The following is a 12,329-nucleotide window of genomic DNA, read 5'->3' as shown; positions in this document are numbered from 1 at the left end:
GGGCACGGATCAGTCCGCCGGTTTCAGGACGTACCCGGCTCCGCGCACCGTGTGGATCATCGGAGCGTGGTTGGCGTCGACCTTCTTGCGGAGGTAGGAAATGTACAGCTCCACGATGTTCGCCTGGCCGCCGAAGTCGTAGTCCCAGACACGGTCCAGGATCTGGGCCTTGCTGATGACCCGCTTCGGGTTTTCCATGAGGTAGCGCAGCAGCTCGAACTGCGTGGCGGTCAGGTGCATTTCCTCACCGGCCCGGGTGACTTCGCGGGTGTCGACGTTGAGCACGAGGTCTCCCACCACGAGTTCGGCGGTGTCCATGGCGGCCACTCCGGAGCGCTGGACCAGCCGGTGCAGGCGCAGCAGCACCTCTTCCATGCTGAACGGCTTGGTGACATAGTCATCGCCGCCGGCCGCCAGTCCGGTGATGCGGTCCTGGACGGCATCCTTGGCGGTGAGGAACAGCGCCGGCACCTCCGGCGCGAACGCGCGGATCCTGTTCAGCAGTTCGACGCCGTCGAACCCGGGCAACATCACGTCCAGCACCAGCACGTCGGGGCGGAACTCCTTGGCTAGCCGGACGGCTCCGGGCCCGTCCTCGGCCACGGCCACGGACCAGCCGGCCATCCGCAGCCCCATGCTCATGAGCTCGGAGAGGCTGGGCTCGTCATCCACCACGAGGGCGCGGATGGGGGAGCCGTCCGGATGCGTGAGCTGGGGAAGGTTGTTGGTCATGGAGTGCGAAGTGGCCATGGGGACAACTCTCCGATCTGCCGGTTAGGCGGGGCTTTGGGGACCCTGTGCGGCACCTGTGAATCCCAGCCTAGCGAGCTGGATGCCGTTGCGGGACCGTACGGGCCGCGCCGGCCATGTTCAAACCCCTTTACCGTCCGGCGCCAACGTCACAGGCCGGGCTGTCGGCCCGCACAGCCCAGGCACAGGATCGCTCACCACTCTGGGGTGAACACCGATCCGCACCCTAAAGGAGAAATACCATGAGCGGTCAGCATCCCGGAGCCGGTTCCGGACCAGCCCCCGAGCCAGCCCCCGTACCCGCCCCCACGCCCACCACCGGCGCGCCAGCGGCGCCCGCGCCGGTAACCACACCCCGTACTGCCTGGAAGTACGGCGCCGGACCCACCGACGCCGGAACGGTCCAAACCGGACATGCTGACGCCGGACCCACCGACGCCGGAACAGTCCAAACCGGACACGCTGACGCCGGACACTCCGACGGCGGGCGGCCGGAAGCAGGCGCTGCCGGCGGCTGGGGCGCACCGCCGGTTTGGACGGTTCCGACATCGGAACCGGCCCGGGGCATGCCCCGGCAGGAACCTGTGCCCGCCGCAGCCACAGGCTGGGGCGCGCCGGGAACTTCCGCCAAGACGGCCTCGGCGGCAAAGCCATGGACCCTCAAGCGGGGGCTCGCCGTCGCCGGAGCCGCCGCAGTCCTGGCCGTCGGCGCCGGGGCGGGCGTCTATGCCCTCACCTCAAGCGCAACGGCAGCCACCGGTGCGGCCGGCGGGGCGGGCGCCGGCGGACCCGGCGGCCAGGGTGTCGCCCCGGGCGCGCCAGGTTCAGCGCAAGACGGTTCCGCGCAAGGTGGTTTCGCGGGCGGCGGCATGCCGGGGCAGGGCGGTCCCGGCGACTTCGCTGCCGGGGGGATGGGCAGCGGGCTTTCCGCGGCAGTGCACGCCGAATACGTGGTGCTGCAAGGAAGCGCGTACACCACGATGGCCGAGCAGCTGGGCACGGTGAGCGAGGTCAGCTCGTCCTCCGTGACGGTCAAGAGCAGCGACGGTTTCACGCGCAGCTATGCGCTGGGCAGCGACGTCGTGGTGAGTAATCTGCAACAGCGGCGCCAGCAGGCCGGCGGCGCGGGCACGCAGCTGAGCGTCGCGGACATCGTGGCGGGCGGGACGGTGCGGATCGTGGCGGCGAAGGACGGCTCCGGCTACACGGCGGCCTCCGTCATGGTGGTCGCGGCGACGGCCACCGGCCAGTCGAACTGAACCGCCGCAGCCGGCATCGCCACCGTACCTGGCAGGCAGTGCCGCCGTGCTTGGCCGGCGGCGATGCCGGCTGCCCACTCCGTGGACCGCCTCGCAGGCGGCGGTGGGCAGGCGCGGTTTGGCCCAACTCGCCGTGCTGTGAATGATTTGCCTGATGCAGTCGGCCTTGACCGAATAATATTCGAGAAAGCGCACTTGCTGACCTTCCGGTCAGTAAAACACTTGTTATTTTATTGCCGCTGCAGAATTGTGACTTGCGCTACAAATCCTCGATCTGTCTCACTATGTGGAACCTGGGGTCCATTGTTACTTGCACGTTTACATTGTTACGTTGCACACTTCAATTGTGAACAAGAACTCAACAGCACCTGCAGCCGCAGCTTCCTGGATCAGCACACCCGCTGGTACCGAGATGCGCTGTTGTCGAATGCACGCCTAACTTTTACACCCCTAAAGGTTTCCAGGTATTCGCCCCCCAGCCCAGAGTCGGGCGCCCCTCCCCAATTTCATTGCGGGGAAAGAAGCATTCGAGCCGCGATGACGGCCATTCACATTGAGGTAAGCATTCCATGTCAGTTGCATCCGGATACGTCCACATCTCCGTCCGTAACGCCAGCAAGGCCGGCCAGGCCTCAGGGATCCGCCAGGGCTTTGGCGGGCGCTCCGCGTTCGCCCCCGCCGGATCCACGGGCAGCTTCCCCGCCCCCGGATATGCAGCGCAGGGCTACAACCCTGACTCCTACGGCCAGCTCCGTGCCGTCCCTCCCGCCCCCGCCACGGCGCCCACCCCGGTGATCGCCCCGGGTGCCGGCAGCCCGGTCCGTCCGGCCCCCAGCGACAACGTCGCCCGTGGTTTCGTGCTGTACATGGGCATCGACGAGGAAACCGCGGCTGCAGCCGGCACATCCATCGCCAAGCTGGCCCAGGAAATCCGGGCCTACGCACAGTCGCTCGTGGCCGGTGCCGAAAGCTATGCCGCCGTCGCCGTCGCGCCGGCCAGTGCCCCGGGTTCCGCCCTCGACGTCGTCCGCTCGACCTTCGGTGATCCCACCGCGGGGGCCCGCCAGCGCACCGAGACCGCCCGCCTGCAGCAGCCGCAGGATCCGCGGCCGTCCGGGGTGCTGATCGACCTCGCCCGCCGTGAGGTGCACCTCGACGGCGAATCCCTGAATCTCACGTTCAAGGAATTCGAGCTCCTGAACTACCTCGTGGAGAACGGCACCCGCACCGTGGGCCGCGACGAGCTCCTCGAAGGCCTGTGGCGGAACGCCGAAGAGGTCCCGAATGAGCGGACCATCGACGTCCACATCCGCCGCCTGCGTTCCAAGCTGGGCCGCCTCGCCAACACCGTGCGCACCGTGCGCGGCCAGGGCTACCGGTTCTACGAGCACCCCGAAGTGGTTGTCTGGGCCGCTCCGGAATACTCGATCTAGCCTCAGCTTCACGCAAAGCGCCCGTCCCCTGCATAGGGAGCGGGCGCTTTCGCGTTTCCGGAAGCTTCAGCGGCTTTCCGCCGGCAGCCACATTCCCCGACGGGCGCTTTGGGTGGGCTGGCTGACGGGCCTTTGCCGCCGATGCTGGTGGTTTTGGTTGGACTCTGTTGCCTTTCGGGGGTCCGGCGTAGTCTCGGACCGTTGAGCCGACTATTGGGAGGAAGACATGTCTGTTGCACGGATTACTACCCTGAGCGCGAACTCCAAGACCTCGTTCGATGCCGCCATCAAGGAGGGCGTCGACCGGGCCAATAAGACCCTTCGCAATGTCACGGGGGCATGGGTGAAGGAACAAAAGGTCGAGATCAGCGACGGCGCCGTCGTTGCCTGGCACGTCGTGCTGGAAGTGACCTTCGTCCTTGAAGACTGAACGGACGCTGGTCGGATGCGCGCCCGTGGGCCAGCCGCCGCACTAGGATTGGGGCATGAGCGCGCATCACATCAAACGGCTGGTGATCATGCGGCACGCCAAGTCCGATTGGCCCGGCGGGGTTGCCGACCACGAAAGGCCGCTCGAAGAACGCGGCCACAAGGACGCCCCAGTCGCCGGAAAGTGGCTGCTCAAGCACGGCGTGGTTCCTGATTTCATCCTCTGCTCCAGCGCTTTGCGGACCCGCCAGACCTGCACGTGGGTGTGCCACGCCCTCGGAGACAAGGCGCCGACGCCCAAGCTCGAGGATGGGCTGTACGCCGCCTCCGCCTTGCGCATGCTGGCCGTCATCAACCACGTCCCTGACACCGTCACCACCCTCATGGTGATTTCCCACATGCCCGGGGTGCAGGACCTTGCGATGCATCTGGCGTCGCGCGACTCCGACCACGATGCCTACATGGACGCCGCCACGCGCTATCCGACCAGCGGGCTGACCATCCTGGAAACGGAAAAGTCCTGGGCCGAACTGGACGGGCAGGACGCCAAGCTGACCTACTTCAAGGTCCCCCGCGCCAAATAGCCGCAGGTCCGCCCGGTGAGGGCTGCGGAATCCATAGCAACCTGCGCCGATCTGCGGTTTACTGATGCTGTTTAGTCATGTGGTTTTTTCCAGTGGTTTTGGGGCATGTGTTGCAACCCGGAGAAAAGGTGATCAACGTGGATTCAGGGCAGCTCATAGGAATTATTGTCGGCATCGTCGTGGTGCTCGCGATCGTAGCGGTGGCGGTCATGGTCAGCCGCAAACGCAAGGTGGCCGCGGACCGGAACCGTGCGGCCGAGATGCGTGAACAGGCCAAGGCCGACGAATTCGCTGCGCGGGAACGCGACGCCAAGGCGGCCCGTGCCGAGGCCGACGCGCAGGAGGCCGACCTCGAGGCCGAGCGGCTGCGGCAGGAAGCCCGCAAGCGCCAGGAAGAAGCCGAAAGCGTCCGCTCCGGCGCGCAGGAGCAACTGCGCAAAGCCGACGAAGTGGACCCGGACGTAGTCACATCTGAACGCGGCGGCGAAAGCGGGCAGATGCCGACCCGCGGGGATTTGCGCGCCGAGAGGGCCGCCGCCGAACCCACAACGGGCAGCCACGTCCCCGGCGAGCAAGTGTCTTCCGGCGAGCCAGCGTCCGGCCAGCAAGTGTCCGCCGACCAGCGCAGCCGCGAGGACGTAACCCGGACCGACACGGCCCCGGGCCCGGATGCCACTCCACGGGAAGACAGGCCTCGAAACCTCTGAGCTGAACTCCTGGGCTGGCTTCCGGCGGAAAATCCGGTGCTGAACCTCTCCGCCGGGTGGTGATGCGCGGGACTCAGCGGCGGGCCGATGCCCGGGCTGGTGATTTGGGGGCAGGCGACTTGGCCGGTGTCTTCGCAGCTGGCTTTATCGGTGTCTTAGCCGGTGACTTGGCCGCTGGCCGGGCAGTGGCCCGCGGAGGAGCCGCCCGCGGAGCCGCCGGGCGCGGGGCGGTTCCTCTCGACGTCGGCCGCGGTGCGGAGGGCCGCGGATTCGCAGACCTGGCCCCCGCTCCCCGCGCGCCGGGCGCCGGGCGGCGTCGCGGAGCACGGCCCGGGGAACGCCGGCCGCGGCTCCTGCCAGGCAGTACAGTGCCGGCGAACAGCAACAGTAAGGTGACGGCTCCGGCGGCCGCGGCCAGATAGAAGTACAAATCCGGATGCTCGGAATCGACGCGCGTGGACAGGGCGTCGGGATCGGGGTTGAAGGCCAGCCCCCACTGGCGCAGGAAAGCGACCCCGAACGCGATGAAGAGGATGCTGCCGACCCCGCTCGCGGCCAAAGTCTTGTGCCGGCGCCGGACCACCACCTCCGCCACGCAGGCCACATAGGCCGTCGCGGCCGCACCGACGAACCACACCAGCACCCACTCTTGCAGGGTGATTCCGGTCAGGACCAGAAGTGCCAGGGCAGTGAGAAACGCTCCGATGGCGACTTTCCCGTTGGTACCCATGTGACGCATGTGAATAATCATGCCTGAGCAGGCGGCTGCTTCACGACGTAGCCGCGCATGGAGGCCATGATTGCGGCCACACTCTGCTCCCTGGTCCGCTCCGGGTTGTACGTCTGGCGGTCCAGTCCCACCACGAAGCAGGCCCCGAAGATCGCCGTTTCCAGGCTGCCCCGGGAAACGGCAGAATCCACGGGATAGACGGCGGCGACGCCGTCGATGGCAGAGCCGATCACCGCGAGCAGGCGCCCGCGGAGCTCGGCGAAGGTGTCCTGCCATTCGCTCGGGGTCCGCCAGCTTTCGCTGACCCAAAGCCGGGCGAAGGACGGGTACTCGGCCATGAAGTCCATGGCCTGGCCGATCATTTCCTCCATGGCGGCGAGGGGGTCGGCGGAGCCGTCGCGGACACTCAGCAGCCGCGCCAGGAGGATGTCCACGCCGTGGCGCAGCAGCTGGGCGATCAGGTCCGACTTGCTGCCAAAGTTGTAATACACCGTGCCCTTGGACACCCCGGCTGCCGTGGCGATCTCGTCCACCGTCACGCCCGCCGCGCCGCGCTCCCCGATCAGATCCATGGACGCCTCGAACAGTTTCTGCTTCGTGGCGTTCGTGCGGGCGGGACGGAGTTTCTTCTCCCCGGCCCCCACTGTGCTCATACGGCGATCTCCGGTTTTAGGGACTTCAGGGTCCAGAACTTGTGCTTGTGAACGGCCAGCGTGGAAAGCGCCGCCCCGAGCACAGTGTACCCAAGGAGGCCAACCACCGTGGGCACGATCAAGGAAAGGTCCGCGCCGTAGATCAGGTGCCGCATGCCGGCCACCACATAACCCATAGGCAGCGCCTCGTGGACAAAGTGCAGCGGCTGCGGGGTGGTTTGCCACGGGAAGGTTCCGCCGGAGGAAACCAGCTGCAGGACCAGCAGGATAAGCACCACGAATTTTCCGGGAGTTCCCAGCAGGGCCACGACGCCCTGGATGATGGCACTGAAGGCCATGGCGGCCGCCAACATGAACAACCACATCAGCACCGGGTGGGCGGGCTTGAGGCCCAGGCCCAGGTCCACCACGAGGGTGAGCAGCGTGGCCTGGATGACTGAAACGGCAAAGAATGGCAGCCAGCCGCCGACGGCGATCTTCCATGACGGGGCGTTGGACGCCAGTGCGCGTTGCGTGATGGGCCGCATGGCCTGGACCAGCATGAATACGCCGATCCATAGGGCCAGGGTCAGGAAGAATGGCGCCAGGCCGGCACCGTACGACGCAGCCTTGGCCTGGGAGACGTCGCTGACGGCAACAGGGTCCGCGATCACCTTTGACAGGCTGTTCTTCTGGGCATCATCGGGATTGGGGATCTTCCCGGCACCCTTGTCCAGCTCTGAGGCCAGGGTGGCGGCGCCATCCGAGGCCGTGCGGGCGCCGTCCTCCAGCTGGGCCGCCCCGTCGTCGAGCTGCCGGGCGCCATCTGCGAGCCTGGCAGTGCCGTCGACAGCGCTCTGCTCGCCCGCGGCCAGCGCGGCCGAGCCGGCTGAGAGCTGGTTGGCGCCGTCTGAAGCCTTTGAGATGGCATCAGTCAGGGCCGGCGTTGCTCCCGCAAGTTTGGCCGCCCCGGAACTTACGGCGGCGGATCCGTCGGCAAGCTGCTGGATCTGGGCTGCATCCGTTTGGATTCTGGACTTCGCATCGGCCACCGGGCTTGAGGCTGCGGCGGTATCGAAATCGGCCAGGATTTTGCCGGCCTGGTCGGGGGTGATGATCCCGGCGGCAATCAGACGGCTGTTGGATTGCACCACACGGTCCCGGAGGCCCTTGTCAGCAGCGCTGAGTTGCCCGACGACGTCCTGGACTTTCGTGTTCAGTGCCGCGTTTCCCGCCGCGACTTGCGCGGCGCCGTCCGCGAGTTTCTGCGAGTCGGCAGGGAGTGTGGCCGTCCTGTCCTTCAGCTGCGTCAGACCGGCGCTGAGCTGGCCGGCGCCGGAATTGAGCTGGTTGGCGCCATCGCGCAGCTTAATTTGGCCGGCGGCGAGTTCTGCGACTCCGCCGTTCAGCTGGCTCGTTCCGGAATGCAAACTGGCTGCCCCGTCCCGGAGTCTGGCAACGCCGTCGGAGAGTTTTCCGGCCCCGTCGGCGGCCTGGACTATTTGAGTATGGATTGTGCCGAAGCCCGTCAGGAGCTGGTTCGCAGTCTCCTCGCCCACTTCCTTGGCAACCGTCGAATGCACGGCAGTGGTCAGCTTGTCCACGATGTTGCTGAGGACGTAGTTGTTGGCATCATTGGTGGTGACATTCAGCATGGCTTGGTTCGCGGCGTCAAAGCTGCCCGGGGAAACCAGGTTGGCCGAGAAGTCCTTGGGAATCTTGAGCGCGAACGCGTACTTGCCGCTGCTCACGCCCTGGTCCGCTTCCGCGGCGGTGGTGACTTTCTGCCAGTTGAAGACGTGGCCGTCCACGAGGCTGTCGGCGACCTTTTTCCCGGCTTCGAGCCGGGTCCCGTTGCTGGCGGACGCGCCGGTGTCCTCCACTACCAAGGCGGCGTCGATCTGGTCCAGGTTCCCGTACGGATCCCAGTTGGCATAGAGGTACACCGCGCCGTACAGCAAAGGCACCATGGTCAGCGCCAGGATGGTCAGTTTGGGCAGGAGCCCGCCAGTCATGCGCTTGAGCTCGGAGCGGGCCAGCCGCAGAACAGTCACTTTAGGGCCTCGGTTTCGAGAAGAATGGGTTCAGGGTTCCGGTGTTTCGCGGGATGGCCTTCCGTCTCCTGCGCATCCGGCTGGGAGTGGTCCGCGGATGCGTCAACGATGGAATCCGTTGCGGCGGCAGCCTCAACGGCGTTCCCGATTGCGGCGGAGGGCCCGGTCCAGCCGTCCGGCAGTGCCGCGACGGTGACGACGACGGCGAGCGGCCGGCCGCCGTCGTGCGCCAGATCTTCCAGCCTGGGAAGCCAGTCCGCGGGATCTGCGCTGTGCCTGTCCGGAGAATCGACCACCAGCAGATCTGTTCCGGGGTTGGCCAGGGCAAGGGCGGTGAGCAGTTCGACGCGTCGCCGGGCCGGAATCTGTTCGGTCCAGAGGCCGGCAATGTCCTCGAAGCGGTTGACCTTGAGCCAGGGTTTGCTCAGCAGAGCACCCCGATAGCGCCGGGGGATGAGCGCGAGGTCCTCGGTGACGAGGTCGCCCACGCTGAGATGCTGTTCGGGCTCGTTGACACCGGGGGAGTCCACCAGTGCACTGGCCAACCGGAGGCGCTTAATCTTGGAATTTCCGTCCCAGCTGAGCACTCCCCCGGAGGGCTTCATCCGGCCGCTGAGCGTGAGGGCCAGGGCTGTTCGCTGGTCCTGGCCGTCGCCTTCAACCAAGAGCAGCTCCCCGGCACGTACCTCAAGGGACGTGGGTGGGAGCAGGTCATTCCGGCGCCCGTTCACACGGAGCTGTTGCACGGAGAGCATGTAAGCCTTTCGCAGGGTCTGGTCTGCTTCAAGGCTAACCGAACTGACCGGTCAGTTCAAATAGAGTTGGTCGCTTGTGATCAACGGATCACAGGCCATAGCTTTCGAGCAGGCGGAGCCAGACTTCGCTGATGGTCGGATAGGAGGGCACGGCGTGCCACAGCCGGTCCAGCGGGACTTCCCCCACCACGGCAATGGTGGCTGCGTGCAGGAGTTCGGCGACGTCCGGGCCGGCGAACGTGGCGCCCAGCAGCACCTTGCGGTCCTCGTCGATGACCAGCTGCGCCCACCCTTCGTAGTGTTCTGCGTGCAGCGAGGAGCCGGCCACCTGGATGGGGAGTTCCACGGCGGAGGCCCGGAAGCCGTCCTTCTCCGCCTGCGCCACGGTCCGGCCGACGTTCGCCAGTTCCGGATCGGTGAACACCACGTTCGGCACCGCGTGCTCGGAGGCCGTCTGGGCATAGCGGCTCCACGGTGCCGGCTCGCCGCGGAGTTCGCCCTTGGCCCGGGCGGCAATGGCGTCTCCGGTGGCCCGGGCACCGTATTTGCCCTGGTGCGTCAGCATGGCCCGTCCGGCGGCGTCGCCGGCTGCGTAGAGCCACGGGTTGCCGGACACATCGTTCTCGGTGGCGTGGTGGACTAGTCCGGTGGAATCGGTGGTGAGCCGCAGGGTCCCGCCGCCCTCGGGTGCCGGGAGGCCGACGCTGTCCAGGCCGAGTCCCTCTAGGGCGGGGTGCCGGCCGGTGGAGACGAGCAGCTTGTCCGCCGTGATCGTGGCGCCATGGGCCGTGCCGTCAGCGGTCCCGGCGCCCGGGCCGTCCTTGGGGCCGCCCGTGGGACCGCTCTTGGGGCCGCCGTCGAGCACGACGGTAAGGGAGCCGTCGTCGTTCTCATGCACGCTCCGCGTGCCAGTGTGCAGGCGGAGGTCGACACCATCGGCGCGCAGGCCGGCAGCGACCAGGTCTGCGGCCTGTTCCGGGAAAACGCCCAGGAGCCCGCCGCGGGCCACGAGCGTCACGGACGAACCAAGCCGGGCATAGGCCTGGGCGAGTTCGACGCCGGCAACGCCGCCGCCGAGGACTGCAAGCCGCGGGGGAACCGCGCGGGCTGAGGTCGCCTCCCTGGTGGTCCAGTACTCGACGTCGTGAAGCCCCTCGACCGGCGGCTGGTTCGGGGCGGAGCCCGTGGCGACCACCACGGCGTGCCGGGCCGTGAGTGCGTAGCCGTTGCCGTCCAGCCCGGCCACCTCGACGTGCCGCGGGGCGGTGATCCAGCCGTGGCCGCGGATCAGTTCGATGCCTGTGTCCTCCACCCACTTGACCTGGCTGTCGTCCTGCCAGTTCGAGGTGAAGTAATCCCGGCGCTTCAGCACGGCTGCCGGATCCAGGGTGCGGGTGACCGCTTCCTGGGCGCCGGGGACCGTCTGCGCGCCATGCAGCGCAGTGCCCGGCCGCAGGAGGGCCTTCGAAGGCATGCAGGCCCAGTACGAGCACTCGCCGCCGACCAGCTCCGCCTCGATGAGCACTGCTGTCAGGCCGCCGCGGACCACACGGTCCGCCACATTCTCGCCCACGGCCCCGGCGCCGATCACAATGACATCGAATTCCCGCTCAATCTGTGCCGTCATGGCACCAGCCTACGCCGGGGCCACGGCCGGATCCGGGGGAGCTCCGGGCTCCGGCGATGCGGGCTTCCGGCGTAATGTGCCGGGCCGAACCCTTTGCAGGACGGGGGACGGTCGATACTGTTGGGACCATACTTGGGGGAGGAGGCGGCCATGGCCGCACGCAACATGACAACAGGCCCGGCCATACCGCTGGCAAGGTTCAGCGCCCAGGCCCGGCTCCGGGCGCTCCAGTCGGACATCCTGGAGCTGATCCTGGAACGCGACCTGGTTCCCGGCGACCCGCTGCCGACCGAAAACGAGCTGACGGCGGCACTCGGCGTCGGCCGCAACACCCTGCGGGAGTCCTTGAAGGCGCTCCAGGCGCTGGGTGTCATCGAGATCCGCCACGGATTCGGCATGTTCGTGGCGCCGAGCAATTTCGAGGCCCTGACCGACGGGCTCACCTTCCGCGCCCGGCTGTCGCTGCGCCACCAGGGCGAGGAAGCCCTGCAGCTCGTGGAGGTCCGGCAGGCACTCGAATCCGGCCTGGTCGGCGCCGCCATGGACCGGATCAGCGCCGAACAGCTGGCCGCCGTGGAGGAGTCCGTGAACCGCATGGAAGCGCTGGCCGACGCGGGGGAGCCGTTCATCGAGGCCGACGCGGAGTTCCACCGCAGGCTTTTCGAGCCGCTGAACAACGACCTGCTGATCAGCCTGATGGACGTCTTCTGGAAGGTCTACCGCCGTATCCACCTCGAACTCGGCGGGCCGTACGCCGTCGACCTGCAGGCAACGGCCGCAGTGCACCGGGGGATCTATGAGGCTGTCGCAACGGCGGACAAGGCACTCGCCTCCGAGCGGCTCAGCACGCATTTCGACGACATCCGCAACATCATCGTCCGGTCCACGGCCTGAGACCTGCTGCCGGGCCGCTCCGGCCCAACAGCTGCCGCCGGCGCCTAAGGCGGCCGCGCCGGCGCCCAGCCTGGCGCCTAAAGCAGCCGGGCCGGCGCCCTGGCGCCTAGGGCGGTTAAATCAAAAGATCCGCCCCGGCGAACCGGGGCGGATCTTCATCTGTGCGCCCAAAGGGATTCGAACCCCTGACCTTCTGTTCCGTAGACAGACGCTCTATCCAGCTGAGCTATGGGCGCATTCTCGGCTCTTGGAGAACTTCTCTCTCCCCGAACCTCGAATTACTTTACGCGAGCCCGGGCCCAGTTACAAATCGAAGCGGGTGTAATCTAGCTGACTAGACCGGTCTACGTGACCTTAGTCACAAAAAGGAGGGATGATGGCCGGCCAGTTCCTTGAATTTCCGCGGTTTTTGATTTGCTCGGCCCCGGTCATCCCACGTCCGGGCCCGAAATGGGCCCCCTGCCGAGCCCTAGCA

Annotated in this window: 12 protein-coding genes and 1 tRNA gene; 6 read left to right on the top strand and 7 right to left on the bottom strand. The window is 67.2% G+C overall.

Annotated features, from left to right (window positions below):
• Positions 1-9 precede the first annotated feature (9 nt).
• Positions 10-750 (bottom strand): response regulator transcription factor, encoded by a 741-nt coding sequence (locus AC1DN2_RS12945; protein ID WP_079551963.1) that lies wholly within the window; start codon positions 748-750, stop codon positions 10-12.
• A 242-nt stretch (positions 751-992) separates the two neighbouring features.
• On the opposite strand from AC1DN2_RS12945, the gene AC1DN2_RS12940 reads away from it, so the two are divergent.
• The 5 genes from AC1DN2_RS12940 (at position 993) to AC1DN2_RS12920 (ending at position 5,162) form a co-directional block, all read left to right on the top strand.
• On the top strand, positions 993-2,009 hold the full coding sequence (locus AC1DN2_RS12940) for a hypothetical protein (protein WP_476850622.1): 1,017 nt from the start codon (positions 993-995) through the stop codon (positions 2,007-2,009).
• Between the two features lie 569 nt (positions 2,010-2,578).
• The gene (locus AC1DN2_RS12935) at positions 2,579-3,442 is read left to right on the top strand and encodes a winged helix-turn-helix domain-containing protein (protein WP_018774264.1); all 864 of its coding nucleotides are present in this window, start codon (positions 2,579-2,581) and stop codon (positions 3,440-3,442) included.
• A gap of 226 nt (positions 3,443-3,668) precedes the next feature.
• Positions 3,669-3,872 (top strand): dodecin family protein, encoded by a 204-nt coding sequence (locus AC1DN2_RS12930; protein ID WP_230012628.1) that lies wholly within the window; start codon positions 3,669-3,671, stop codon positions 3,870-3,872.
• Positions 3,873-3,927: 55 nt separating this feature from the next.
• Positions 3,928-4,455, top strand: coding sequence for a SixA phosphatase family protein (locus AC1DN2_RS12925; protein WP_476850621.1), 528 nt, complete (start codon positions 3,928-3,930; stop codon positions 4,453-4,455).
• A gap of 137 nt (positions 4,456-4,592) precedes the next feature.
• Positions 4,593-5,162, top strand: a complete 570-nt coding sequence (locus AC1DN2_RS12920) for a hypothetical protein (protein WP_476850620.1) — start codon at positions 4,593-4,595, stop codon at positions 5,160-5,162.
• 73 nt (positions 5,163-5,235) lie between these two features.
• On the opposite strand, the gene AC1DN2_RS12915 is transcribed toward AC1DN2_RS12920, so the two are convergent.
• The 5 genes from AC1DN2_RS12915 to AC1DN2_RS12895 all read right to left on the bottom strand — a co-directional run bounded on the left by AC1DN2_RS12915 (position 5,236) and on the right by AC1DN2_RS12895 (position 10,960).
• Entirely contained in the window at positions 5,236-5,892 is a 657-nt protein-coding gene (locus AC1DN2_RS12915) for a hypothetical protein (RefSeq protein WP_476850619.1), read from the bottom strand.
• A gap of 17 nt (positions 5,893-5,909) precedes the next feature.
• Complete coding sequence (locus AC1DN2_RS12910) at positions 5,910-6,545, bottom strand: TetR/AcrR family transcriptional regulator (protein WP_230008014.1); 636 nt, start codon at positions 6,543-6,545, stop codon at positions 5,910-5,912.
• Complete coding sequence (locus AC1DN2_RS12905; protein WP_476850618.1) at positions 6,542-8,578, bottom strand: YhgE/Pip family protein; 2,037 nt, start codon at positions 8,576-8,578, stop codon at positions 6,542-6,544. Before AC1DN2_RS12905 ends, AC1DN2_RS12910 begins: the two co-directional genes overlap by 4 nt.
• Positions 8,575-9,333 carry an ABC transporter ATP-binding protein gene (locus tag AC1DN2_RS12900; RefSeq protein ID WP_476850617.1) on the bottom strand — a complete coding sequence of 253 codons (759 nt, stop codon included), beginning with the start codon at positions 9,331-9,333 and terminating at the stop codon, positions 8,575-8,577. The genes AC1DN2_RS12905 and AC1DN2_RS12900 overlap by 4 nt, the downstream gene beginning before the upstream one ends.
• 88 nt (positions 9,334-9,421) lie before the next feature.
• On the bottom strand, positions 9,422-10,960 hold the full coding sequence (locus AC1DN2_RS12895; RefSeq protein ID WP_476850616.1) for a dihydrolipoyl dehydrogenase family protein: 1,539 nt from the start codon (positions 10,958-10,960) through the stop codon (positions 9,422-9,424).
• Positions 10,961-11,125: 165 nt separating this feature from the next.
• On the opposite strand from AC1DN2_RS12895, the gene AC1DN2_RS12890 reads away from it, so the two are divergent.
• Complete coding sequence (locus tag AC1DN2_RS12890; RefSeq protein ID WP_476850662.1) at positions 11,126-11,854, top strand: FadR/GntR family transcriptional regulator; 729 nt, start codon at positions 11,126-11,128, stop codon at positions 11,852-11,854.
• Between the two features lie 162 nt (positions 11,855-12,016).
• Here AC1DN2_RS12890 and AC1DN2_RS12885 read toward each other — a convergent pair.
• Positions 12,017-12,090, bottom strand: a tRNA-Arg gene (locus tag AC1DN2_RS12885).
• Positions 12,091-12,329: the final 239 nt, after the last annotated feature.

Source organism: Arthrobacter sp. 01L42 (assembly GCF_056400005.1).
The sequence above is the reverse complement of the archived record's forward strand: the minus strand, read 5'-3'. Positions and strand labels throughout refer to the sequence as shown.